Here is a 22,929-nt window from a genome sequence, read left to right on the forward strand (position 1 = left end):
ACTCCAGAACCTTGGCGGCGAATTCCTTCGAGGAATCCGTCGAGACGCGACGAGGCGATCGACTCGCCTTCGTTCGTATTGGTGATTTTCAGGCTTGGAGTTGGTACGGCGGCGCCCGGCTTTGCCAGGTATGCGAGCGCTGCCGAGGTGCAATCGTCTGAGCGGGAATGACGATGTGCCAGGAGACGATGTCGTTGGGCAGATGGAATGCGGGCGGGCTCGGCAGCAGATAACTGCCGGAATGGGCCATCTCCTGGCACATCGGACAAGGAGTCGGCACATCCGGTGCTGGATGCCCGGTCTCCGGCCGGGCCGGACTGGCGGCATTTCCGGTCAGACCCGTCACGCCACCATCCGGCCATGCGTGAACGTGCGTCTGGAGGGTGAGGCTCTGCCAAGTCAGTGCCAGCAGCGCAACGAACAGCGTTGAGATCCATAGCGAGCGCAAACGCTTGCCGGGCAAGCGCAGGCGAGCGTCAGCGCGCCGGGCGTCGGCCCGAGCTCCCATCGCTGCTCGCCTCTTGTTCACTCTATACGATTCCAACCAGCAACGGATTCACAACACAGGTGAGTGTGATATGGTGTATTATCACATTGGTCAATTCTCCTGCCGCCGAGACGCTAGAGTAGCTTGCATTAAATCAGAGCCACCACCACCCGTTCGTCCTGAGTAGCCATCGAGTAGCCGCGCAGCGGCGTATCGAGAGGGCGTATCGAAGGACAGGTTCCGCGCGACAACCTGTCCTTCGATACGGGCTCTCGATACGCCTTCGGCTACTCGATCCCTACTCAGGACGAACGGATCAGATTTAACGCTCGCCGCTCTAGATCGACAACGAAGGTCGGGGGAGGGGGCAGGCGCGGTTTCCGCCCGGTCGCTTGTTGTCCACGCTCCCGCCCATGCCCTGCACCGGATGGCTTCATGCTCTGCCACCGCCTTTCCGCTGGCGCCGCCGCGTCTTCGCCTGGGCCTGTAAAGAGTTCTTGACAATCCGACGCCTGTCTGTAAAGAGCTCTTTACAGGCTTGGAGGGTCGTCTTGAAAAACAACCTGAAGGCGATGCGTGAGGGGCGGGGATGGAGCCAGGGCGAGCTTGCCCGGCGGCTCGGGGTTTCGCGCCAGACGATCAACGCGGTCGAGACCGACAAATACGATCCCAGCCTGCCGCTGGCACTGCGCATGGCGAAGCTGTTCGGCGTCGCCGTGCCCGAGCTCTTCATCGATCATTGGGAACCGGAGGACGAATGATGGCCATCGCGAGCAACCAACCCGTGTCGGCATGGCGCGATTTTGTGGCGTGGAGCGCCGTGGCGGCGATTCCCTACATCCTCGCCATGGGCGCGGCGCTCTTGCTGATGCACCGGGACGGGCTCCGCGCGATAGTCCAGCCGGGCGTCGCTCCGGTGCTGGGCCTGAGCCTGGTCGCCGCGATGGCGGTGGTCGGTCTCAGCCGGCGGAAGCGGCCGGTCACGCCGCGGAATCTCCGCAACTTCCTGGTCGCCGATTCGGTGGCGGTTAGCCTGTTCCTGCTCGCCGCCTGGTCCTTCAGGTCGATCGGCGCGGCCCGCGCGATGGGCGTCTCGGAGGCGGTCGCCGCTTTTACGGGCCTGGTTCTCCTCATCTGCGCCATGACGGGCATGCTGTTCACGGCGAGCGCGCGGACGGGCGCCGATCTTATCGGCGACGAGGATGCGGCCGAGGAAATGCGCGATCGCAGCCTGCTTTATTTCTACAGCTTCATCTGGATGGGCATGTACGGCCTGTTGCTGATCGGGCTGAGCCTCGCCGGGCGCGGAGACCCGCTGCCGCCCGTCCCCGCGCTGGCGGGCGCCCTGGCGCTGGTCCTCGCCCTGGCCGCGCTGGGGATCGCGGTATGGCGGATGTCGGACGAGCTTGGGCGCACGCTGTCGCACGAGACCGGCAACATGGCCTTCTACCTGATCCTGGCGCTGGGCGGCGGCTGGGCGATACTGGCCCATCTCGGCTTCGTGGCGGCGCCCGCGCCGCTCGACTGGCTGACGCTGTTCACCGTGCTGCTGTTCGCGGCGAGTTTCATCGTCCTGGGGCGGCGGAAACTGCTGACGCGGTGAGCGCAAGCAAGGGACGACCTTGCCAAAAAGCGGCCGGGTGGCCAGAGGGGGAGGACCTCGGGCGAGTGGCGTCGGCCCCGGCGGGTCATCGTAACGGCCGTTCTCGAGGGACCAGGCAGCTGACCATGACTCCGCGCCTTCGCCACGGCATCGATCTCCTGCGCGCCGGCCTGCCCGTGCTGCCGATGGTCCTCATCGCCATGCTGCTGTTCCTCTGGGCCTATCATCCGGCGATGCTCGATCCCACTCAGCTTGGCTGGGTGCTGCGCGGCGGCGACAATGGCGAGAATGCGCTGGGCATGCATGCCTTTCTGCACCGGGCCGACGGGCCGTTGCACACGCCGTTGCTCAACGCGCCGGAAGGCGCCTCCCTGTTGTTCACGGACAGCAATCCGCTGCTGGGCATTGCGTTATGGGTGGTCGCGCCGCTGCTGCCGGCCGAGGCGCAGTTCGTCGGCCCGTGGATGTTGCTGTGCCTGTTCCTGCACCTCTTCTTCAGCTGGAAGCTGCTGCGGCCCTATGCGCCAGGTATGATCCCGCTCTGGGCCGGCGTCGTGCTGATGACCCTGCTGCCGACGCTGTTCAACCGCTACGTCCATGTGAATTTGATGGCGCACTGGCTGATCCTGTGGGCGCTGTGGCTGTTCGTCCATGCGCGGCGCGCGCGCAACCTGCTGGCCTGGGCGCCGGTGATGGTCGCGGCGGTGCTGGTCCATAGCTATCTGTTCGTGATGGTGGCGGCGATATGGGGCAGCGCGATGCTCGAGCGGTTCGCCGCAGCGCCGGACTGGCGGGAGCGCGGGCGGCTGGTGCTGGGCTCAGCGCTGATCCTCGCGGCAACCGGGTCGATCGCGATGATGCTCGGCGCCGGCGGGGAGTTCGTGCGGCCCTGGGGCTATGGCAAGTTCGCGATGTCGCTCGATGGCCTGTGGAACCCGAATTTTCCGGGCTTTTCGACGATCCTGCCGGCGACCCCGCCGAGCGGCCTGCGGCCCTATGAGAGCTTCCAGTATCTCGGCGTCGGCCTGCTGCTCCTGGCGGTCATCGGGCTGGCGGCCGGCTTGGCGGCGCCGCGCCGCCCGGTCGAGGACGGGCTTTATCGCCGGCTGCTCTGGCTGCTGCCCGCGCTGCTGGTGCTGACCCTGGTTGCGATCAGCAACGAGCTGGAATTCGGCGGGGTGGCGCTGGTCAGCCTGCCGCTGCCCGCGTTCGTCACCCCGGTCACCGATGCTCTGCGGGCCTCGGGCCGCCTGTTCTGGCCGTGCAGCTATAGCCTGGTGTTCGCCGCGATCGTCGCCGTCTACCGCCTCAGGCCCTGGCAGAGCGAGGCGGTGCTTGCCGCGCTGGTCGTCGTGCAGCTGGTCGACATCTCCGGGATGATGAGCATCATCCGCGCCTATCACTATACCGAGATGACGATGCCGTTCCAGAATTTCACGCGCAGCGCGCGCTGGGACGAACTGATCGCCTCGTCGCGCGACATCTCGTTCGACGCCCCCGACGTGACGCGCGATCTCGGCCGGTTCCAGGAGATTGCGTGGCGCGCGGTGAATCACGGCGTGCCGGTGCGCCAGGCCTATGTCGCGCGCTGGTCGACCGTCACGATGGAGCGCTATCGCCAGGAAAGCATTGCCTTCCAGGCCGGGGAGCGCGTGCCGGGCCGGCTCTATGTGGTGCTGGCGGGAACGACGCCGCCGGCCGGTGCGGATACCGAGATAATCGATGGGGTGACGGTGGTGCGACCGGCAAAGCCACTGGCCGGATCGGCGCGGTAAACGACGGCGCCGGATGAACCCGATAAGGGAAGGCCGGGCGCGGTATCCCGCGCCCGGCCTCCCATCACGCTACCTTGTCGCTCAGAGCCCGAACGAAATCCGCGCATAGCCGAACTGCCCCGGCACGTCGTAGGTGGTCGGATCGAAGTTCGCGCTGTCGCAGGTGAAGCAGGCCGGGGGATCCCGGTCGAACACATTGTTCACCCCGAGCGTCAGCCGCACACGGTGGTCCATCCAGGCGGGCGAGACATAGAGCTGTACGTCGCCATAGAGCACCCGGCCCATGGTGTGCACGCCGTCGCGTTCCGCGACCTTGCTGATGTAGCGGCCGGTGAAGGACGCGCCGAACATCGGGCCTGACCAGTCGATCGTCGCGTTGGCCTTGAAGCGGGGATAGGCCTGGTCGGGGCTGCCGCGTTCCGTGCCGGCGAATTCGAGCGTCGGGGCGCCGAGATCGGCGGGCGGCAGGACATTGTATTTCAGCAGCCAGGCGGCGTTGACCGACAGGCCCGCGGTGCCCCCCGCGATGTCGCGCGAGCGGAAGTTGAACGAGGCGTCGATCCCGTCGGTCTCGATCGCGTTGAGGTTGAGCAGCCGGGCATTGATGCTCGCCACCGCGCCGCTGCCGGTGCGGCGGACCGCCGCGCAGCTGATCGGATCCGCATTGAACGCGCAGCGCGTGAGCGTGAGCGTGGCGGGGACCGAGTCGATCGCGTTCTTCAGGCTGATCTTGTACCAGTTGACCTCCAGGCTGAGCGCGCTCGAGAAGCCGCGCGCCCAGCTCGGGCTGTACACGCCGCCCGCCGTCCAGGTCTTGGCCGTTTCCGGCTTCAGCGCGGTGTTGCCCTGGGAGAAGACCCCGAGCTGTCCGCCGACCGGTTCCGCATAGCTGCCATTGGCGGGGACGCCGTTGGCGATGCAGTTGGCGCGGACGGTCGCGTTGGTCTGGAAGAAGCCGCCGGCCGCGCTGGTGCAGGGATCGTCGATCGTCGCGTCGAAGCGCGAGGGACCGGCATAGAGCTCACCGATGCTCGGGGCGCGCAGGCTCTCGGCATAGCCGCCACGCAGCAGCAGGTCAGTCACCGGCTTCCACAGGCCGGACGCGGTGTAGGTCGTGTTGCTGCCGAACGACGAATAATTGGAATGGCGGACGGCACCGTCGAGTTCCAGCTTTTCGAAGAAGGGCGTGCCGCTGAGCAGGGGCACGCGGATTTCGCCGTAGAATTCGTCGACGTTGAAACCGCCGCGCGCCGGGCTGGTCGGCACGTCGGCGCCGAGGCCGGCGACGATCAGCGGATCGGGATCGTAGCTCGCCTGCTGATCGCGGTGCTCATAGCCGATCGCGACGCCGACCGGGCCGGCGGGCAGATCGAACAGGTCGCCCGACAGGTTGGCGGTGAAATCGGCGAGGCGCTGGTTGCTCTTGTCGCGTTCGTCGAAGGTCACATAGTTCAGCATCGGCTGCGTGATCGAGCCGACGCCGCCGAAGATGTTGAAGGGCACGCACTCGCCGGTGCAGGCCGAGACCGGGCCGAGCGCGCGGGCGAGCTTCGCCGCGTTGAGGTTGCCGGTGAACAGCTGATGCGCGTCGTTGTTGCCGTAGACGCCGTTCACGTCCCAGTACCAGCGGTGATCGCCGATGTGGAAGGAGCCGTCGAAGGTGACGGTGGCCGACATGGTGTCGACATTCTGGGTGAAGGTGCGCTGCCCGCCCTCGACGAAGCGGCGGCGGATGGTGGAGTAGTTGGCGGGGGTGCCGTCCGCGCCGGAGGAGAGGGTGACGCCGAACGGGTTGTAGGGGTTGGTGGCATCGACCGAGATGGTGTCGAGCAGATTGCCGTTGCCGGCGTCAGGCCCGAGGAACAGCGGGAGGAATGCCGCCTGGGTGGTCGAATGACGGTGGTTGTAGACCAGCTTCACCCGCATGTTGATGTTGTCGGTCAGCTCCTGCTTGAAGTTGAAGAAGGCGCCGTAGCGTTCCGACGGGGTGAGCAGATAGTTATAGGGTGCGAAGTTGAAGCTGTCGGTCGCCGAAACATAGTTGCGGAAATCGGCCGGGAAGCTCGGGCGGCCGACGACCGGCGCGCGCAGGGTGAGGCTCTGACCGAGCACGTCGAAGCGCCCATTGGGGATCGCGCTGGAGCAGCCGCCCGCGGCGCAGTTGGTGGCGCCGGGAGTGGGGAATTGCGAGATCGCGCGGTCGCGGGTGCTGACCGCTTCCTGCTTCGCATAGCTGCCGCCGAACACGACCGAGGTGCCGGTGTTCGGGGACTGGATGCCGTAGCTTGCCTCGAGATTCCAGGTGTGGCCGTCGCCCGCGCGGTAGGTGCCGAATTGCGCGGACGCCTTGAGCCCGACTTGCGCCTGTTTGGTGATGATGTTGACGACGCCGGCGACTGCGTCCGACCCGTAGAGCGGGGAAGCGCCGGATTGCAGCACCTCGACGCGCTCGATCATGTTGGTGGGCAGCTCGTTGAGGTCGACCGAGGCGGGGATACCGCCCGCCGCCGAGCCGTTGACGAAGCGCAGCCCGTCGACCAGCACCAGCGTCCGCTTGGCGGCGAGATAGCGCAGGTCGATCTCGGCCGAGCCCGAGCTGACGCCGGTGCCGTCCGGCGGGCCGCCGATATTGCCGGCATTGTTGACCTTGGTGTTAAGGCCGCCCGCGGCGCTGGGCAGGCGTTGCAGCACGTCGCCGATGGAGGTGAGGCCGGTGCGCGCGATGGCGTTCTCGTCGACGGTGACGACGGGCTTGTCCTGGTCGAGCGGGCTGCGCCGGATGCGCGAGCCGGTGACGACGATGTCGTCGCTGCCGGCGGCGGTGTCGGCCGGCGTCTCCTGGGCCTGGGCCGGTATGGCCGACAGCCCCGCGATGAGCGCCAGCGACGCTATACCGATGAGTTTCCCCGATTTAAATGTGCGCATGATATCATCTCCTGAACCACGCCCCCCGCGACATCCCCCCTTTTTTTCTGCCCTGTCACAAAGGTGAAACGGTGCGGGGGATGCTGGCAAGCGGAGATGCGCACACGTACGACTTCGTTGCTCGTTTGTTGCCGGAGCGTGCTTTGCGGGAGACACATCGAACGCGTTTCGGTTGATTTTTCAGGGCGGTCGTCCGGCGGCGGCGGGACCGCGTACCCATAGTGAGCGCATGGATGGTGCCAAAAGGTCCGAAATGGCATAAAGGCGCCGCCCGCGCGGTCTCACCGAGTCTGCGACGCGCCCGTGTCCGAGGAGCCTGCCCCCAATGCCGTCGACTGCGAGACGCAGTTCCCAGCTCGCCCGATGGGTGGTGGGCGTGGCGATCATCGGCATTCCGCTGATCCTGCTGATCCTGACGGTGACGATCGACCGGGGGTTCGGCGACGACGCCGAGCTCCGGCGCGAAGTCATCCGGTCGTACGAGACGCGGGCCGACCTGCAGCGTGTCCTGTTGCTCCATCAGGATATCGAGACGGGGCAGCGCGGCTTCGTGATCACCTCGAACCACCGCTTCCTAGGCCCCTATTTCAGCGCCATCACCCGGGTGGACGCGGACCTCGCGCGGCTCTCGGAGGATCTGCGGTCCGACCCCGAGGAGCAGGCCGACCTCGCGGCGCTGCGCACGGCCTCGGCCGGGGTGCGCGACTTCGCCGCCCGCACGATCGCGCTGACGCGCGCCGGCGCGCGCGACGATGCGCAGCGGCTGGTGGCGGGCGGCGAGGGCAAGCAGCGGATGGACCGGCTGCGCGAACTGGTCGCGAAGCTTTCCAGCGCCGAACGGATCGACCTGAATCGGCTGACCCAGGAAGCCGAGCTAGCACGGATCGACCTGCGGCGCCGGAGCACCGCGCTCGAGGTGCTGATGCTGCTGACGCTGGGCGCGGCGGCCTATCTGATCGCACGCGGCAGCGCCTCGCGGCAGCGCGCGCTGCTGCGGCACGCCGACCTCTCTGCCCGGCTCGAGGCGATCTTCCACTGCGCGAAGGACGGCATGATCGTGCTCAACCCGAGCGGCAGCATGGAAAGCGTCAACCCCGCCGCGGCGAAGATGTTCGGCTATACCGCCGAGGCATTGTTGCGCCGCGACGTGGCGGTGCTGTACGATGTGGCGCCCGACCGGGGGCAGGTCGAAACCTTCCTGCGTCGGCTGGAATCGCGGCACCGCGAGTCCTCGGGCGAAGTGCAGGAGTTCGTCGGGCGCCGCGTCGACGGCACGGCCTTTCCCATCGAAGTGTCGATCAGCCCAGTCCATCTCGCCTCCAAGACGCTGTTTCTCGCGGTGACGCGCGACATCACCGAGCGGCGCCAGATCGACCAGATGAAGAGCGAATTCGTCGCGACGGTGAGCCACGAGCTGCGCACGCCGCTCACCTCGATCGCGGGTTCGCTCGGCCTGATCACCGGCGGCGTGGCGGGCGAGATCCCGCCCAAGGCGCTGCGCCTGGTGCAGATCGCCCAGGCCAATTCGGCGCGACTGGTGCGGCTGATCAACGACATCCTCGACGTCGAGAAGATCGAGGCAGGGCGGATGGAGTTCGACATCCGGCCGGTCAGGCTCGACGCCGTGCTGGCGAGCGCAGTCCAGGGCAATGCCGGGTTCGCCGCGGAATATGGCGTGACAATCGAGCTGGCGCCGGTGCCGGCCGGGGCGGCAGTGCTCGCCGACGAGGACCGGCTGATGCAGATATTGACCAACCTGCTGTCCAACGCAGTCAAATTCTCGCCGCGCGGCGCCGTCGTGGGGGTGTCGGTGACGCCGCTCGACCGCCGTTTCCGGATCAGCGTGTCGGACAGGGGCGGCGGCATTCCGGAGGCGTTCCACGGGCGCATCTTCTCGAAATTCGCCCAGGCCGACAGTTCGGACACGCGGCAGAAGAGCGGCACCGGGCTGGGCCTGAGCATCGTGCGCGAGATCGCCACGCGGCTGGGCGGGTCGGTGAGCTTCGACAGCGTGACGGGGGAGGGCGCGGTCTTCCATGTCGACCTGCCGGCCGCGATGGAAGTCGAGACGCGGCAGAAGGCGGCGCCGGCGGCAGTGCCCAGGGGTCGGACCGGGCTGCCGCGCATCCTGCATGTCGACGACGATCCGGACATGCTGAGCGTGCTGTCGAGCGTGTTCGAGGATCGCGCGGTGATCCATTCAACACCGACGCTCAAGCAGGCGCGCGCAGCAGTGCGCGAGACCGCGTTCGACGCGGCGATCCTCGATATCGGGATGGAGGACGGGAGCGGGCTCGACCTGGTGCCCGAGCTGCGCCAGCGCCGTCCCAACATGCCGATCCTGGTGTTCACCGCGCAGGAAGTCGAACCGCATCAGTTGAACGGTGTCGACCTGGCGCTGGTCAAGTCGCGCGCGACGCTCGACCGACTGGTCGCCGAGGCGATGCGGATGGTCGAAGGGCGCCCCCAGGAGGAAGTCGAATGACGCGGATCCTCTATGTCGATGACGAAGCCGACATCCGCGAGGTCGCGCAAATGGCGATCGAGCTGGACCCCATGTTCGAGGTGCGATGCTGCGCGTCGGGGCCCGAGGCGATCGACCAGGCGACGGAATGGGTCCCGGACCTGATCCTGCTCGACGTGATGATGCCGGGCATGGACGGGCCGACCGTGTTCGCGCGACTGAAGGAGCAGGCCGGGACGGCGGCGATCCCCGTGGTGTTCATCACCGCGCGGACTCAGACCCGGGAAGTCTCGAGCTTCCTCAAGCTCGGCGCGCGCGGCGTGATCGCCAAGCCGTTCGATCCGATGACGCTGGCCGATCAGGTCAGCGCGTTCCTCGCTTGACCGAGTTCGACGCGCGCATGGCCGCGCTCCGCGCGCGCTTCCACGCCCGCGCGCTGGAAGAAGCCGATGACGTTACCGGCCAGCTTTCCGCCGGTGCATGGGGTCCCTTGCGCGATCTGAGCCACGGCCTGTCGGGACGCGCCGGCATGTTCGGTTTTCACGCGATCGGCGACGCCGCCCGGGCGGTCGAACAGGCGATCGACGCCGGCGCTGCGCCGGAGGCTGTACGGGCGTTGGGAGAAACGCTGGTCGCGCTTCTCCGGGAGCCGTCGCAGGCGTCCTGATTCACGGCCGCGTTGCATAGGCCTTGACGAGGTCGAACAGGAAATCCCGTCCGACATAGACGGCGCGCACTTCGCGCCGCTCGTTCAGGCCGTGCGTGCCGTTGCCCTCCACATCGCCCCAGCCGACCGGGACGCCATAGGTCGGGATACCGATCGGGGCGATATAGGTCGCGTCGGTCGCGCCCGTCATCATCACCGGGATGAGCGACACGCCCGGGAAATAGCGCGCGACGAGCTTTTCCGCGGGCATCATGATCTTCGGGTCGAGCGGCGGGGGGACGGCGACGGGGCGGAGGCGGCCGACCAGGGTGACCTTGGCCTTGGGATCGCCGATCGCCGCGATCAGCGCGGCGCGGGTGGAGTCGGCGTCCTCGCCGGGCACGATGCGGCAATTCACCGTCGCCCTGGCCCGTTGCGGCAGGGCGTTGGCGGCATGACCCGCGTCGAGCATCGTCGCCACGCAGGTGGTACGCAGCATCGAATTGTAGCTGCGGTCGGCCGACACCAGCGCCTCGGCCGCGCGATCGGCGGGATTCGTCGCGAGCGCCACCATGGCGCGGCCGACATCGTCGTTCCGCGCGACGCCCTCCTTCGCAAAATAGGCGCGGGTCGTGTCGTTGAAGCGGATCGGGAATTTCCAGGCGCGAACCTTCGCGATCGCATCGGCGAGTTCGTAGATGGCGTTGTCGTCGACCGGGGTCGAACTGTGGCCGCCGGGGTTGGTCGTTTCCACTTCGAAATTCCGGTTGGACTTCTCGCCGATCTGGATCGATTGCGAGACGACCTTGCCGTGCCCGTCAGCGCGGCCGCCGCCGCCTTCGTTGAGCGCGAATTCGGCGGCGATGAGATCGGGGCGGTTCTCCGCGAGCCATTGCGCACCGTTCATGCGGGCGCCGGATTCCTCGCCGCAGGTCAGCGCGAGCTTGATCGTGCGCTTCGGCCTGTAGCCCTGTTGCTTGAGGCGGATCAGCGTATCGACCCAGATGGCGACCATCGCCTTCATGTCCGAGGTGCCGCGGCCGTAGAAATAGCCGTCCTCCTCGATCAGGCTATAGGGATCGCGCGTCCAGTCCTCGCGGCGGGCATTGACCACGTCGAGATGGCCGAGCAGCAGCATCGGTTTGGCGCCGGCGGAGGTGCCGGGAAGCTGCGCGACGAGGCCGCCATCGAGCGGGAAACCGTCGACTTTGAACAAGGTGACCTGATCGTCCGCATAGCCGGCGGCCTTCAGGCGTGTCGCCATCTTCTCCGCGGCGGCGGTGCAGCTGCCGGTGGAGACGGAGGTGTCGGTCTCGACGAGCTCCTTGTAGAGGGCGCGGAAGGCAAGCTGGTCCGGCCGCGGGGCGATCGCCTGGGCTGAGGCTGCCTGGGAGAGGAGCAGTACGAGGGCCGTTGCGGCTGCTGTGGCGAGCGGTTTCATATGGTGTCCCCCGGTGCGTCAAGGCGAGGCTAGGGGGCCGGTTCGGGCAGTGTCAAACGCTTCTGCGAGGCGGGCGCCTCTATCCCGATGCTCCGCCTACCAGCAGGATATGCGCCGCGCGATCGATGAAAATGGGATCGCCGGCGCAGAAATGTTCGAGACGGGCAAGGCTTGCCTCGAGCGCGGGATCCTCGGTTTCCGGGTTCCAGGCGCTCTCGGGACGGAAACGGCTGTGGAAGACGTCGATCCCGGCCAGCTCGCGGATCGCGCAATGCGGCGCGAACAGGGTGCGGAACTCGCGGGCGCTGAACAGATGAAGGCCGAATTCGAGATGACGGCCATCGATCAGGTCGATCTCCAGCCGGTCGTGCGCATGGTCCTGGTGGAAATGCCGCACCTTCTCCATGCCCGAGATGAAGATCGACGGCAGGCTGCCGGTCGAGCGCACCGTGGCGATCAGGACACCATCGGTCACCTGGGCCAGCGCGCGGGCGACTGCAGGGAGTTGAGCGGGGACGACATGGTTGAGCACGCCGTAGAGGCAGAGCGCGAGGTCGCAGGCGTGGCGCCCTTCCCGTTCGAGCGTCTCGAGGATGTCGCCGACGGCAAAGGTCAGGCCGATGCGGGGATCGGTGACCGCGGTGGCGGCCTGGCGGGCGAGAGCGATCATCGCGGGCGAGAGGTCGATGCCATGCCCCTCGATCGCGGTGAAGCCGAGCGCGCGGGCGCGGGCGACGGTGCGCAACAGCCAGGTGCCGGGCCCGCAACCGAGATCGAGGATGCGGATGGCATGGCGGCCCTGGGCACGCAGCTCGATCAGCGCCTTGTCGATGCGCTGCCATAATTCGCGGTCGGCAAAGCCGTAGCGGCCGGAGAAATCGGCGGCGGTGTCGCCATCGGCATAGTTGCGATAGTCGATGCCGGCGGCGTCGTAGGCGAGGGCGATTTCTGCGCTTCCTGGTAATGGGTCCAGGCTTGGGAACATGATGGAGCGGGTGGCCATGGGTAGTCCTGTGAGAAGTTGTGTCCCCGCGAAGGCGGGGACCCAGTCTGGGCTCCCGCCTTCGCGGGAGCACAAGTGACGGTCAGCCGGGAACGCGACGGAGTGATCCCAGCGATAAGGATCCCGAAATCCGAGCGTGATGTCGGGTCGGCGCGACTGCTTGGGTTGCGCTAATCGGCATCGTATCGCGAGACCGATCAGCGGGATGCAGATCAGCCCGATCACCAGCAGGCCGGTGATGTCCGGAGTCATCATCTTCCTCCACATCAGGCCGCAAGGGTGGAGATGAGCGGGGCGCTCACCAGCTCAACCGTCGCGCCGGGGAAGGCGTGGCGTTCGAGGCGGGCGAAATGGAGGGCGGCGTCGCGTGAGATGAACACGCCCTCGATCAGGCCGTGATTCTCCTGGACCATCCAGCGGCCGCGGCGATCCTGTCCGACCTGAAGGATATGGGGTGTCGCACGGGCTTCGGCGGGACTGGTGTGCATCGAGATGCTCCTGCGCCGGCAAAGGGGCCGCCGTCACGGCACGGCGCGCTGTCGCGTCGTGGCGTTCAAATAGGCGCAGGGAGCATTAAGCTTCGATGGCGCGCTGAAGGCTTCGCATAAGGAATGCGTAAAGAGCGGCCGGGGGTTGGACATTTCCCCGGCCGCTCCCTGCTGTGGTGATCGCGTCGCTTTCCGGACCTCCCTAGCCGATCCAGTTGCGGCGCGATTCCACAGGCACTTGCCCCGCCTCGGCGAGTTCAGTGAGCTTGACGAATTCCTGGCGCCAATATCCGTCCGGGTTGCCGGCGAGGCGGCGGATATCGGCATAGGCGATGTCGCCGAGCCGCGTGTCGCCGCGCAGCTTCTGCCCGAACGCGGCGACCGCGGTGGCGAAGGCCATATCGCCTTGCGGCAAGCTATGCGTGGCAAGCTGGCGAGCGTCGACCGGGCGTTCGATCAGGCGCGAGGTGTCGCCGCTCGGCAATTTGTAGCGCAGGCGGACAAAAGCCATTTCGCCGTCCTGCTTGCCGGTCGCCGTCGCGCGGCGGTTGTCGGTGTAGCGTCGGTCGGAGAGCCAGCCTTTGGTGCCGGCGGGCACGACCTCGTAGATCGCGGTGACCTGATGGCCGGCGCCGATGTCGCCCGCATCGACCTTGTCGTTGTCGAAATCCTGCTCGGCCAGCGCGCGATTCTCATAGCCGATCAGGCGGTACTGGCTGACATAGGCCGGGTTGAACTCTACCTGGACCTTCACGTCCTTGGCGATGGTGAAGAGGGTGGAGGACAGCTCCTCGGACAGGACCTTCTTCGCCTCCATCGCGCTGTCGATATAGGCATAGTTGCCGTTGCCGAGGTCAGCGATGGATTCCATCAGCGAATCGTTGAAATTGCCCTGGCCGAAGCCGAGCGTGGTAAGGGTAATGCCGTCGTCGCGCTCCTGCTCGATCAGCTTTTCCAGCTCGGTCTCGTCCGTGATGCCGACGTTGAAATCGCCGTCGGTCGCGATAAGGATGCGGTTGACGCCGTCCTTGATGAAATTGTCGCGGGCGATGGCATAGGCGAGCTGCAGGCCTTCTCCGCCGGCGGTGGAGCCGCCCGCGCTGAGATCGTCGAGCGCTGCCTTGATCTCGGACGGATTACTGGTGGAATCGAGCACCACGCCGGCCGCACCGGCATAGACGACGATGGCGACCTTGTCCTCGCGGCCGAGATTGTCGGCGAGAGTGGAGAGGGCGGATTTGACCAAAGGCAGCTTGTCGGGCTCGTCCATCGACCCCGAGACATCGACCAGGAAGACGAGGTTCGCGGCGGGGCGGCGGGCATAGGACAGGTCGTAGCCGCGCAGGCCGATGCGCAGGATTTTGGTGTCCCGGTTCCAGGGCGATTGCGCGACGTCGGTGGTGACGCTGAACGGCGCTTCGCGGTCGGAGGGCAGGGGATAGTCGTAGCGGAAATAATTGATCATCTCCTCGGTACGGACGGCATCGACCGGGGGCTTCTGGCCCTGGGTGAGAAAGCGGCGGACATTGGCATAGGCGCCGGTGTCGACATCGACCGCGAAGGTCGAGACGGGCGTGTCGGCGACCATATGGACGGGCGAAATGGCGTTAGGCTTGTATTTCTCGCCGGCGGCGTCGGTGGAGGTCAGCTCGTCCGCCACGGCACTGTCTGCCTCGTAACTGGGGGTCGAATAGCTGTTGCCACCTGGCTTCGAACAGCCTGCCAGCATCGCCGCCAACGCCACGCCGCACAGAATCGCTTTGGACTTCATGACATGCTCCCTAGCTCGGCTCGCCTTATTTGAGCCACATTATGGCCATGTTTGTGTCACGCCTTTTTCGGGCTGGCAAGTGTTTTCCTATCTCATAGGAGGGGATTGGATTTTCGCGGTTTTGTGCGGCGCGGTGGCGGCGAGCGGGACGAACTTGTGCTGTTCAGGCGCCATGGTAGAATCCGCAGTTATGGCGAAACAGATCACCAGCTATGCCGCATTCTGGCCTTATTATCTGCGCGAGCATGCGAGGCCGGAGACGCGGCGACTGCATTATGCCGGGACGGCGCTGACCTTCGTCTTCCTTGCGGTCGCGCTGATGAAGGGCGGCTGGTGGTGGGCGCTGGTGCCGATCGCCGGTTACGGCTTCGCCTGGGCGGCGCATTTCGGCGTGGAGAAGAACCGGCCGGCGACCTTCAGCTATCCGCTTTGGTCGCTGTTCAGCGATTACCGGATGTTCTTCCTGTGGCTGACGGGGCGGCTGGGCCCACACCTGCGCGCGGCGGGCGTGGCCTAATCAGAGGGCGGGCACGATATCGGTCCGGGCGAAATCATCGCCCTTGAAGAGGAGCGGTTCGCCCGTCGCCTTGGCAAGGGCATAGGCAAAGCAGTCGCCGAAATTGAGGTCGGCCGCATGTCGTGTGCCTCGACCATATTGCCGATAGCCGTCATTCGCGATTGCCGCGATTTCCCGCGTGACACCCTCGATCTGGATGTCGAAGCGAGACAGCAAGACATCGGCCGCCTCGCCGATCCGCGCATCGCCGCCGCGCGTCGTGACCACCGTCAACTCCAGCCAGGAGCCGGCGGACATCCGCAGGCTCGTCGCCGCGGCCATCGCTTCCAGAAAGGATCTCGCCTCGGGTTCGTCTCGCAGGATGGCAATGATCGCCGAGGTATCGACGATCACTTGTACGAGCCATCCTCGTTATACAGCAGGTCGCCATGCGTGAGCGACAATTCCTGATTGCGAAATTCCGGTTTCCAATGCTCCCGCAAGCCGCGAACGACCGCCATCATTTCCTCGACGGTTGCGCGGCGTCGCGGCGGCACCGCGCGGGCGCGCCGTTCCTGAAGGGCGATGCGGACCGCCTGGGTAACGCTCTCGCCCATCTCGGCGGCGAGTTCGCGGGCCAGCCTGACGGTCTCTTCGTCTTTGATGTTGAGCTGAACGCCCATGTTTCTACCTCCACGCAGGAAAATTCTACCATGGGCGCGGTGAAGCAACAACGGCGAACTTGGCGGGCCGATGATTCAGCTTGCTTGCCCGCCGCGCGATCGCGCGCCATCTAGGCGCCATGCACACCGCTCCCAACACGCTCGCCCTGATCGGCAATACCCCGCTCGTCCGCCTTACCGGGCCGAGCGAGGCCACTGGCTGCGACATCTTCGGCAAATGCGAGTTTGCCAATCCCGGCGCCTCGGTGAAGGATCGCGCCGCCCTGTTCATCGTCGAGGATGCCGAGGCGAAGGGGCTGATCCAGCCGGGCGGGACGATCGTCGAGGGTACCGCGGGCAATACCGGCATCGGCCTTGCGCTGGTCGCCAATGCCAAGGGCTACCGGACGATCATCGTGATGCCCGAGACTCAGAGCCGGGAGAAGATGGATACGCTCCGCGCGCTCGGCGCAGAGCTCGTGCTGGTGCCGGCCGCGCCTTATTCGAACCCCGGTCACTTCGTGCACACCTCGCGGCGGATCGCCGAGGAGACGCCCAATGCGATCTGGGCCAATCAGTTCGACAACATCGCCAATCGCCGCGCGCATATCGTGGGCACGGCGGAAGAGATCTGGGCCCAGATGGAGGGTCGGGTCGATGGCTTCACCTGCTCGGTCGGCACCGGCGGCACGCTGGCAGGCGTCGGACTGGGGCTGAAGGCGAAGGATGAGAATGTCTGCATCGCACTGAGCGATCCGTACGGTGCGGCGCTCTACGAATATTATGCTTGTGGCGAACTGAAGTCCGAAGGGAGTTCAGTCGCGGAAGGGATCGGGCAGGGGCGGATCACCGCCAATCTGGACGGCGCGCCGATCGATACGCAATTCCGCATCTCCGACGAGGAGGGCATGGAGTGGGTGACCCGGCTGCTCGACGAGGAAGGGCTTTGCCTGGGGTTGTCGTCGGGCATCAACGTCGCAGGCGCGGTGCGGCTGGCGCGGGAACTGGGCCCGGGCAAAAGGATCGCGACGATCCTGTGCGACACCGGATTCCGCTATCTCTCGACGCTCTATAATCGTGCCTGGCTCGAGTCGAAGGGCCTGGCGGTTCCGGAGCGGCTGAAACGCGAATAGTCGAGCCCATCGACAAGACTCTCTTCATGCGTTACATTTATGCCACACGTATGAAAATCATTGCTCAAGATCCTGCGCAGACGTCGCAACGGGTGAAGGTCGGGATGATCGGCCTTGCCGCCGTCCTGCTTCTGATCGGGCTGGCGGCCGCGATCTTTTCCACCGCCAGCAAGGAACGGCCACTGATCGTGGTCGGCGGCGCGCGTCCCGACGTCGTCGCCAACATGGCGGCGGGCAGTCAGGCGCCGCCGGTCGAGGGTGCAACCAGCGAACCGCTCGCCGAACTCGGTGTGGCGCCCAGCACCGCGACCGATGTGAATGTCGCGCAGCTTTCCAACAACGCGAAGCCGAGATGAGCGCCCGCCCCGGAACCGAGTGCGTCGGCCGGGAAAGTCGGGGAGATCATGGCAAAGCCCCGGGGCATTCCGGGGAAAACACTCCCCAAACGCAGCGATCAGCGGAACACACCGGGAACATATTGAAATGACAGTAATTAATTCCCCGGAGAATCGAAGATATTAGGGCCTTCGCCCCGGTTTTCCCCTGATTTCCCCTTGAATCCCCGGAAGCTCCGAGTTAACCCTGTGCCGACAGGGGTAAACTCATCTCGCCTGCGCGGCGTCGCGCTGGAGGGCGGCGAAGGCCGTCTTTCGAAGACGGGAGAGTCATGCCTGCTGGAGTTCGGGGTACGGCGTGGCGCAAAGGGCAGAATATCAGGGAGACGGACTTGGCCTTGTCGACGACAAGGGCCGTGTCGCCATCCCTGCCTCGCTCAGGGCCATTCTCGCCCAGAACAGCCCGCGTCCCGACGGCAAGGACGGCGGCACCGTCATCATCGGCGTCCATCAGAAGCACCCCTGCCTGATCGCCTATGACCCGGCCTATGTCTCGATCCTGAAGGCCAAGCTCGACGCGCGCGAGGAGAATTACACCTCGGACGACGGCGAGTATGACTACAACATCAAGCGCCGCGCGGCGCAGGGCGAGGCGACGCCGTTCGACGGCAGCGGGCGTTTCATCATGCCCGGCTTCCCGCGCTTTCACGCCAAGATCGGCACCAACGCCTTTTTCTACGGCGTGTTCGATTATTTCGAGATCTGGGATCCCAAGACCCTGATCGAGGCCGAGGGCGTGGCCGAGATGGTCAAGTCATGTGCCCGCTATCACTGCCAGCTCAAGGGAATCGCGCTGTGAGCGCCCCGGAGCTCCCTGTCGCCCCGCTGCCTGTCCCCGCGCCGTCTGTCCCTGCGCCGCACGTCCCCGTGCTGCTCGACCAGGTCATCGCCGCGCTCGCCGTTACCCCGGGCGAGCGTCATGTCGATGCGACCTTCGGCGCCGGCGGCTATACCCGTGCGCTGCTGTCCAGCGGCGCGATCGTGTTCGCGTTCGATCGCGACCCCGATGCGATCGCGGGCGGACGGGCGATGGAAGCGGCGTCGGACGGCGCCCTCACGCTGATCCCGGCGACCTTTTCGGCGCTCGACGCCGAGCTGGAGGCGCGCGACGCGGTGCCGGTGGACGGCGTGACGATGGATATCGGCGTGTCCTCGATGCAGCTCGACCAGGCCGAGCGCGGTTTTTCCTTCCAGTCGGACGGGCCGCTCGACATGCGGATGAGCCAGGAAGGCGAGACCGCCGCCGATTTCGTCAACCATGCCGACGAAGCGGTAATCGCCGATGTCCTGTACAATTATGGAGAAGAGCCGCGGGCCCGCCGGGTGGCGCGCGCGATCGTCGCCGCGCGCCCGATCGCGCGGACGGGCGAGCTCGCGCACGTCGTTCGCCGGGCGCTCGGCTACAAGCCGCACGACAAGAAGGATCCGGCCACCCGGACCTTCCAGGCGATCCGGATTCACCTGAACAGGGAACTCGACGAGCTCGCCGACGGCCTTGCCGCGGCGGAGCGCGTGCTGAAGCCGGGCGGCCGGCTGGCCGTGGTGACGTTCCACTCGCTCGAGGACCGGATGGTGAAGCGATTCCTGCGCGAGCGCAGTGGATCGCTGCCTGGCCGGTCCCGCCATCTTCCCGAACTGACGGCCAATGCGAAGCCGAGTTTCGAGAATGTCGGTCGCGCGGTGCGTGCCGACGACGCCGAGATCGCGCGTAACCCCCGCGCGCGATCGGCGACCTTGCGGACAGCGCTGCGGACCGATGCCGCAGCCTGGACTTCTGAAGGAGCGTTGTGATGCTTGCGTATGCTTGGAAGAGTCTCGGTTGGTTCCTGGCCGGCGTTGCCGTCGCGCTGGGCTTTCTGCTCGTGCCGTTGCAGGTCGCGGCTGAGCGCAAGAAGCTGGACAAGACGGTGGCGCTGATTGCCCAGGCGCACCGCGACATCCGCGCGCTCGAGACCGAGTTCGATACGCGCGCCAACCTTGCCCAGCTCGAAAGGTGGAACGGCGACACGCTGCGCCTGACCGCGCCGGCGGCGGCCCAGTTCGTGGCCGATGAGGGCGCGCTCGCGTCGCTCGATCTGAGCCAGGGCCAGGCCGCGACGGTGCAGACCGCATCGCTGGTCGTGCCCGCTTTGCCCGACGGTTCGACCATGCGCCCGGCGGCTACGCCGGCGGTGGCGACGCGGATCGTCGAGACCACGCCCGCCGTGGCGCAAGCTCCGGCTCCCGTCACGGTCGCCGCGGCGACCCGCGTGGCGGCCAAGCCGATCCGGACGGCGGCTGCGGCGCCGACGACGACGCCCGGGCGCACCGTCCGGAGCGTCAAGCCGCAGGCGGTGGCGCTCCTCGACCGCAAGCTGCTCAGCGATTCGACGATCGGCGACCTGTTCAGCGGTGCCCGCACGGAATCGGGGCGCATGCGTTGACCGCGCTCGTCGCACGCCCGCTGCCACAGCGCCGCCCGACCGGCCAGCGCCATGCGCTAGTCGCGACGGCGCATGTGCGGCTGATGATGCTGATGCTACTGATCGCCGCCGGCTTCACGCTGGTGATCGGGCGCATCGCGATGCTCGGCTTCGTCTCGGAGCCGACCAGCACCCAGGGACCGGTATCCGGCATCATGCAGCGCGGCGACATCCTCGACCGCAATGGCGAGCCGCTGGCGCGGACGATCGAGGCGTGGACCATCGGCGTGCATCCCGGCAAGCTGCTCGGCGACAAGCGCGACCTGGCGGCGAAGCTCGCCGCCGTGCTGCCGGGGCATGACGAATCCTGGTATTATGCCAAACTGACCTTGCCGGTGAGCTTCACCTATCTCGATCGCCATGCCTCGCCCGCCTTGGTCAACGCCGTGCACGCGATCGGTGAGCCGGGGCTTGCCTTCGCGCGCGAGCCGGAGCGTCTCTATCCGCAGACGACCATGGCGGCGCATGTGCTCGGCTATATCGGCCCGACGGGCGACGACAGGCGGATCATGGGGCGTGCGGGAATCGAGCGGGCGTTCGAAGACCAGCTGACCAGCCCCTCGACGCGCGGCACGCCGGTGACCCTGTCGATCGACAGCCGCGTCCAGGCGGCGATGGAGAGCGAACTGGGTCGGGCGATGCTCTCGTTCAAGGCGCGATCGGCCACGGGCATCGTGCTCGACGTCCACACCGGCGAAGTGATGGCGATGGTGTCGCTGCCGGTCTACAATCCCAACAAGCTTGCCGGCACGAGCAGCGATGCGCTGCGCAACAACGTGACGCAGAGCGTGTACGAGCTGGGATCGACCTTCAAGCCGATCACGATGGCGACCGCGATCGAAAGTGGCGTCGTCACGTCGATGGCGCGGCGCTTCGACGCGACTGCGCCGCTGCATGTCGGCGGCTTCACCATCCATGACGACCATGCGCAGAAGCGTTTCCTCGACATGCCCGAGGCGCTGATCCATTCGTCGAACATCGTGACCGCCCGCATCGCCGACGAGATCGGCAAGGATCGCATGGCGGCGATGTTCAAGGCGATGGGCTTCGACACGCGCCCCGAGATCGAGCTGCGCGAGAAGCAGAAGCCGATCTGGCCGGTCTTCTGGGCGCGTACCACGGTGATGACCACGGCCTATGGCCACGGCATCGCGGTCACGCCGCTTCACCTCGCCAACGCCTATGCGACCCTCGTGAACGGCGGCATCTGGCGGCCGACGACTCTGCTCAAGGTCGCGCCGGGCAAGGCGCCCGAAGGTCGCCGCGTGCTTTCCGAGGCGACCAGCGCGCGCATGCGGCAGCTGCTGCGGCTGGTCGTGACTCAGGGCACCGGCCGCAAGGGCGAAGCGCCGGGATACCGCGTCGGCGGCAAGACCGGCACGGCCGAAGTCGCTGGTGCAGGCGGTTATTCGAAGAAAGCGAACGTCTCGACCTTCGCGGCGGCTTTCCCGATGGACGCACCGCGCTATGTGGTGATCGCCATGCTCGATTCGCCCATCGGCAATGCCGAATCCTTTGGTCTTACCACCGCCGCCTGGACCGCGGCCCCGGTCGTCAGCCGCGTCATCTCGCGCACTGGCGCGATGCTGGGCGTGACGCCTGACGACCATCGCGACGTCGATGTCTCGGAGCTGCTGCCGCTGCTCTGGCATGCTCCGGGCGAGAACCCGGCGGACGCCGAATGAAGCTTGGCGCGCTGACCGGTGGAGCGGAGGACGCGACGGTCACCGGCTTCGCGATCGATCATCGCAAGGTGGCGCCCGGCACCGTGTTCGGTGCGTTCGAGGGCGCGCAGGTGAATGGCGAGGATTTCATTCCGGCGGCGATTGCCGGTGGGGCGATCGCCGTGGTCGCCCGGCCGGAGGCGCGCGTCGAGGGCGTGACGCACATCGCCGACGCCAATCCGCGCAAACGCTTCGCCGGACTGGCGGCGCGCTATTTCGCGCCTTTCCCGGGGACCGCGGTCGCGGTGACGGGCACCAACGGCAAGACCTCGACGGTCGAGATGACCCGGCAATTGTGGCGGATGACCGGGTTCCATGCCGCGTCGATCGGAACGCTGGGCGTGACCACGGCGGACGACCAGGTCTCGACCGGCCTGACCACGCCGGACATCGTCACCTTCCTGTCGAATGTCGCGGGGCTGGCGCGCGAAGGCGTGAGCCATGTCGCGTTCGAGGCGTCGAGCCATGGGCTGTCGCAATATCGCACCGAGGGGCTGCCAGTGCAGGCGGCCGCCTTCACCAATCTCAGCCGCGACCATCTCGATTATCACGGGACGATGGAGGCCTATTTCGAGGCCAAGCTGCGGCTGTTTTCCGACGTGGTGGTCGATGGCGGCGCGGTGGTGGTGTGGGCCGATGATGCCCATGCGGCGCGGGTGATCGATATCGCGCGGGAGCGGGGGCTTCGCGTGCTGACGGTCGGCACCCAAGGCGAAACGCTGAAGCTGGTGTCACGCGATCCGACCCTGCTGGGACAGGGGCTGGTGATCGAGGCCGAGGGCAAGGCGCACAAGGTGATGCTGCCGCTCATCGGCGCCTATCAGGCAGCGAATGCGCTCACAGCTGCAGGGCTGGTGATCGCTACCGGCGGCGATGTGGCGCAGACCCTGGCGGCGCTCGGCCGGCTGCAGCCGGTGCGCGGGCGGCTCGAGCGCGCGGTGATCGCGCGGAGCGGGGCGCCGGTCTATGTCGATTATGCGCATACGCCCGACGCGCTGGAGGCAGCGATCGCGGCATTGAAGCCGCATGTCGCCGGCCGGCTGATCACGGTGTTCGGCGCGGGCGGAGACCGCGACCAGGGCAAGCGGGCGCCGATGGGCGCGGTCGCGGCGGCATTGTCCGACAAGGTCTATGTGACCGACGACAATCCGCGTTCCGAGGATCCGGCGGCGATCCGCTCGATGGTGATGGAGGGCGCCCCCGGCGCGACCGAGATCGGATCGCGGCGCGACGCAATCGGCGCGGCGATCGCCGAGGCGGGGCCGCGGGACATCGTGCTGGTCGCCGGCAAGGGACATGAGCAGGGGCAGATCGTCGGCGATCTGGTGCTGCCGTTCGACGATGTGAGCGTCGCGCGGGAGATGGCGGCATGATCCATTTTCCGTTCGCTTCGAGCGCAGTCGAGAAGCAGGCGCGCAACAAGTGTTTCTCAACTGCGCTCGAAACGAACGGCG

General features: G+C 66.7%; 22 protein-coding genes. 14 read left to right on the top strand and 8 right to left on the bottom strand.

Going from position 1 to position 22,929, the window contains the following annotated elements:
- Positions 1 to 88: 88 nt before the first annotated feature.
- The gene (locus tag ACZ1I2_RS11640; RefSeq protein ID WP_465174078.1) at positions 89 to 508 is read right to left on the bottom strand and encodes a hypothetical protein; all 420 of its coding nucleotides are present in this window, start codon (positions 506 to 508) and stop codon (positions 89 to 91) included.
- Between the two features lie 530 nt (positions 509 to 1,038).
- Between ACZ1I2_RS11640 and ACZ1I2_RS11645 the strand changes: the two genes are divergently transcribed.
- The 3 genes from ACZ1I2_RS11645 to ACZ1I2_RS11655 all read left to right on the top strand — a co-directional run bounded on the left by ACZ1I2_RS11645 (position 1,039) and on the right by ACZ1I2_RS11655 (position 3,865).
- A complete protein-coding gene (locus ACZ1I2_RS11645) occupies positions 1,039 to 1,248 on the top strand; it encodes a helix-turn-helix transcriptional regulator (RefSeq protein WP_465174077.1) in 210 nt (69 codons plus the stop codon).
- Positions 1,245 to 2,090 (top strand): hypothetical protein, encoded by an 846-nt coding sequence (locus ACZ1I2_RS11650; RefSeq protein ID WP_465181644.1) that lies wholly within the window; start codon positions 1,245 to 1,247, stop codon positions 2,088 to 2,090. Before ACZ1I2_RS11645 ends, ACZ1I2_RS11650 begins: the two co-directional genes overlap by 4 nt.
- 125 nt (positions 2,091 to 2,215) lie before the next feature.
- Positions 2,216 to 3,865 carry a DUF6311 domain-containing protein gene (locus ACZ1I2_RS11655; protein ID WP_465174075.1) on the top strand — a complete coding sequence of 550 codons (1,650 nt, stop codon included), beginning with the start codon at positions 2,216 to 2,218 and terminating at the stop codon, positions 3,863 to 3,865.
- A gap of 81 nt (positions 3,866 to 3,946) precedes the next feature.
- Here the strand turns inward: ACZ1I2_RS11655 and ACZ1I2_RS11660 are convergent, their stop codons facing one another.
- Entirely contained in the window at positions 3,947 to 6,790 is a 2,844-nt protein-coding gene (locus ACZ1I2_RS11660) for a TonB-dependent receptor domain-containing protein (RefSeq protein WP_465174074.1), read from the bottom strand.
- A gap of 325 nt (positions 6,791 to 7,115) precedes the next feature.
- Here ACZ1I2_RS11660 and ACZ1I2_RS11665 point away from each other — a divergent pair, with 325 nt between their 5' ends.
- From ACZ1I2_RS11665 to ACZ1I2_RS11675, 3 genes are read left to right on the top strand one after another with little or no spacing between them, the layout of a single operon-like run.
- Positions 7,116 to 9,275, top strand: coding sequence for a CHASE3 domain-containing protein (locus tag ACZ1I2_RS11665; protein WP_465174073.1), 2,160 nt, complete (start codon positions 7,116 to 7,118; stop codon positions 9,273 to 9,275).
- Entirely contained in the window at positions 9,272 to 9,637 is a 366-nt protein-coding gene (locus ACZ1I2_RS11670) for a response regulator (protein ID WP_465169532.1), read from the top strand. Before ACZ1I2_RS11665 ends, ACZ1I2_RS11670 begins: the two co-directional genes overlap by 4 nt.
- Positions 9,634 to 9,921, top strand: coding sequence for an Hpt domain-containing protein (locus ACZ1I2_RS11675; RefSeq protein ID WP_465169531.1), 288 nt, complete (start codon positions 9,634 to 9,636; stop codon positions 9,919 to 9,921). Before ACZ1I2_RS11670 ends, ACZ1I2_RS11675 begins: the two co-directional genes overlap by 4 nt.
- Before the next feature lies 1 nt (position 9,922).
- Here ACZ1I2_RS11675 and ACZ1I2_RS11680 read toward each other — a convergent pair whose 3' ends face one another.
- The 4 genes from ACZ1I2_RS11680 to ACZ1I2_RS11695 all read right to left on the bottom strand — a co-directional run bounded on the left by ACZ1I2_RS11680 (position 9,923) and on the right by ACZ1I2_RS11695 (position 14,603).
- The gene (locus ACZ1I2_RS11680; RefSeq protein ID WP_465174072.1) at positions 9,923 to 11,341 is read right to left on the bottom strand and encodes a M20/M25/M40 family metallo-hydrolase; all 1,419 of its coding nucleotides are present in this window, start codon (positions 11,339 to 11,341) and stop codon (positions 9,923 to 9,925) included.
- Between the two features lie 79 nt (positions 11,342 to 11,420).
- Positions 11,421 to 12,596, bottom strand: coding sequence for a class I SAM-dependent methyltransferase (locus tag ACZ1I2_RS11685; protein ID WP_465174071.1), 1,176 nt, complete (start codon positions 12,594 to 12,596; stop codon positions 11,421 to 11,423).
- Positions 12,597 to 12,610: 14 nt separating this feature from the next.
- Positions 12,611 to 12,832 carry a hypothetical protein gene (locus ACZ1I2_RS11690; RefSeq protein ID WP_465169527.1) on the bottom strand — a complete coding sequence of 74 codons (222 nt, stop codon included), beginning with the start codon at positions 12,830 to 12,832 and terminating at the stop codon, positions 12,611 to 12,613.
- 202 nt (positions 12,833 to 13,034) lie between these two features.
- Positions 13,035 to 14,603 carry a vWA domain-containing protein gene (locus tag ACZ1I2_RS11695; RefSeq protein ID WP_465169526.1) on the bottom strand — a complete coding sequence of 523 codons (1,569 nt, stop codon included), beginning with the start codon at positions 14,601 to 14,603 and terminating at the stop codon, positions 13,035 to 13,037.
- Between the two features lie 190 nt (positions 14,604 to 14,793).
- Here ACZ1I2_RS11695 and ACZ1I2_RS11700 point away from each other — a divergent pair, with 190 nt between their 5' ends.
- On the top strand, positions 14,794 to 15,120 hold the full coding sequence (locus ACZ1I2_RS11700) for an Mpo1-like protein (protein ID WP_465169525.1): 327 nt from the start codon (positions 14,794 to 14,796) through the stop codon (positions 15,118 to 15,120).
- On the opposite strand, the gene ACZ1I2_RS11705 is transcribed toward ACZ1I2_RS11700, so the two are convergent.
- A complete protein-coding gene (locus tag ACZ1I2_RS11705; protein WP_465169524.1) occupies positions 15,121 to 15,513 on the bottom strand; it encodes a type II toxin-antitoxin system VapC family toxin in 393 nt (130 codons plus the stop codon).
- A complete protein-coding gene (locus ACZ1I2_RS11710) occupies positions 15,510 to 15,782 on the bottom strand; it encodes a type II toxin-antitoxin system VapB family antitoxin (RefSeq protein ID WP_465174070.1) in 273 nt (90 codons plus the stop codon). Before ACZ1I2_RS11710 ends, ACZ1I2_RS11705 begins: the two co-directional genes overlap by 4 nt.
- A 119-nt stretch (positions 15,783 to 15,901) precedes the next feature.
- On the opposite strand from ACZ1I2_RS11710, the gene ACZ1I2_RS11715 reads away from it, so the two are divergent.
- The 7 genes from ACZ1I2_RS11715 (at position 15,902) to ACZ1I2_RS11745 (ending at position 22,848) form a co-directional block, all read left to right on the top strand.
- Positions 15,902 to 16,894: a cysteine synthase A gene (locus ACZ1I2_RS11715; RefSeq protein ID WP_465174069.1), complete on the top strand. Its 993-nt coding sequence runs from the start codon at positions 15,902 to 15,904 to the stop codon at positions 16,892 to 16,894.
- Between the two features lie 50 nt (positions 16,895 to 16,944).
- Positions 16,945 to 17,250, top strand: a complete 306-nt coding sequence (locus ACZ1I2_RS11720) for a hypothetical protein (RefSeq protein ID WP_465174068.1) — start codon at positions 16,945 to 16,947, stop codon at positions 17,248 to 17,250.
- Between the two features lie 337 nt (positions 17,251 to 17,587).
- Positions 17,588 to 18,088 carry a division/cell wall cluster transcriptional repressor MraZ gene (locus ACZ1I2_RS11725; protein ID WP_465169520.1) on the top strand — a complete coding sequence of 167 codons (501 nt, stop codon included), beginning with the start codon at positions 17,588 to 17,590 and terminating at the stop codon, positions 18,086 to 18,088.
- A 68-nt stretch (positions 18,089 to 18,156) separates the two neighbouring features.
- The gene (rsmH, locus tag ACZ1I2_RS11730; protein ID WP_465174067.1) at positions 18,157 to 19,080 is read left to right on the top strand and encodes a 16S rRNA (cytosine(1402)-N(4))-methyltransferase RsmH; all 924 of its coding nucleotides are present in this window, start codon (positions 18,157 to 18,159) and stop codon (positions 19,078 to 19,080) included.
- Positions 19,080 to 19,712 carry a hypothetical protein gene (locus tag ACZ1I2_RS11735; RefSeq protein ID WP_465174066.1) on the top strand — a complete coding sequence of 211 codons (633 nt, stop codon included), beginning with the start codon at positions 19,080 to 19,082 and terminating at the stop codon, positions 19,710 to 19,712. The genes rsmH and ACZ1I2_RS11735 overlap by 1 nt, the downstream gene beginning before the upstream one ends.
- Positions 19,709 to 21,436 (top strand): peptidoglycan D,D-transpeptidase FtsI family protein, encoded by a 1,728-nt coding sequence (locus tag ACZ1I2_RS11740; RefSeq protein ID WP_465169517.1) that lies wholly within the window; start codon positions 19,709 to 19,711, stop codon positions 21,434 to 21,436. Before ACZ1I2_RS11735 ends, ACZ1I2_RS11740 begins: the two co-directional genes overlap by 4 nt.
- Positions 21,433 to 22,848 carry a UDP-N-acetylmuramoyl-L-alanyl-D-glutamate--2,6-diaminopimelate ligase gene (locus ACZ1I2_RS11745; protein ID WP_465174065.1) on the top strand — a complete coding sequence of 472 codons (1,416 nt, stop codon included), beginning with the start codon at positions 21,433 to 21,435 and terminating at the stop codon, positions 22,846 to 22,848. Before ACZ1I2_RS11740 ends, ACZ1I2_RS11745 begins: the two co-directional genes overlap by 4 nt.
- The last annotated feature ends 81 nt before the right edge of the window (positions 22,849 to 22,929 follow it).

The organism is Sphingomonas sp. BL-S-29 (assembly GCF_055521495.1).

Bases quoted from the DNA above. Each gene is read 5' to 3' on its own strand.
- ACZ1I2_RS11640 (WP_465174078.1), bottom strand. From the start codon at position 508: ATGGGAGCTCGGGCCGACGCCCGGCGCGCTGACGCTCGCCTGCGCTTG.
- ACZ1I2_RS11650 (WP_465181644.1), top strand. From the start codon at position 1,245: ATGATGGCCATCGCGAGCAACCAACCCGTGTCGGCATGGCGCGATTTT.
- ACZ1I2_RS11655 (WP_465174075.1), top strand. From the start codon at position 2,216: ATGACTCCGCGCCTTCGCCACGGCATCGATCTCCTGCGCGCCGGCCTG.
- ACZ1I2_RS11660 (WP_465174074.1), bottom strand. From the start codon at position 6,790: ATGCGCACATTTAAATCGGGGAAACTCATCGGTATAGCGTCGCTGGCG.
- ACZ1I2_RS11665 (WP_465174073.1), top strand. From the start codon at position 7,116: ATGCCGTCGACTGCGAGACGCAGTTCCCAGCTCGCCCGATGGGTGGTG.
- ACZ1I2_RS11670 (WP_465169532.1), top strand. From the start codon at position 9,272: ATGACGCGGATCCTCTATGTCGATGACGAAGCCGACATCCGCGAGGTC.
- ACZ1I2_RS11680 (WP_465174072.1), bottom strand. From the start codon at position 11,341: ATGAAACCGCTCGCCACAGCAGCCGCAACGGCCCTCGTACTGCTCCTC.
- ACZ1I2_RS11685 (WP_465174071.1), bottom strand. From the start codon at position 12,596: ATGACTCCGGACATCACCGGCCTGCTGGTGATCGGGCTGATCTGCATC.
- ACZ1I2_RS11690 (WP_465169527.1), bottom strand. From the start codon at position 12,832: ATGCACACCAGTCCCGCCGAAGCCCGTGCGACACCCCATATCCTTCAG.
- ACZ1I2_RS11695 (WP_465169526.1), bottom strand. From the start codon at position 14,603: ATGAAGTCCAAAGCGATTCTGTGCGGCGTGGCGTTGGCGGCGATGCTG.
- ACZ1I2_RS11700 (WP_465169525.1), top strand. From the start codon at position 14,794: ATGGCGAAACAGATCACCAGCTATGCCGCATTCTGGCCTTATTATCTG.
- ACZ1I2_RS11710 (WP_465174070.1), bottom strand. From the start codon at position 15,782: ATGGGCGTTCAGCTCAACATCAAAGACGAAGAGACCGTCAGGCTGGCC.
- ACZ1I2_RS11715 (WP_465174069.1), top strand. From the start codon at position 15,902: ATGCACACCGCTCCCAACACGCTCGCCCTGATCGGCAATACCCCGCTC.
- ACZ1I2_RS11720 (WP_465174068.1), top strand. From the start codon at position 16,945: ATGAAAATCATTGCTCAAGATCCTGCGCAGACGTCGCAACGGGTGAAG.
- ACZ1I2_RS11735 (WP_465174066.1), top strand. From the start codon at position 19,080: ATGCTTGCGTATGCTTGGAAGAGTCTCGGTTGGTTCCTGGCCGGCGTT.
- ACZ1I2_RS11745 (WP_465174065.1), top strand. From the start codon at position 21,433: ATGAAGCTTGGCGCGCTGACCGGTGGAGCGGAGGACGCGACGGTCACC.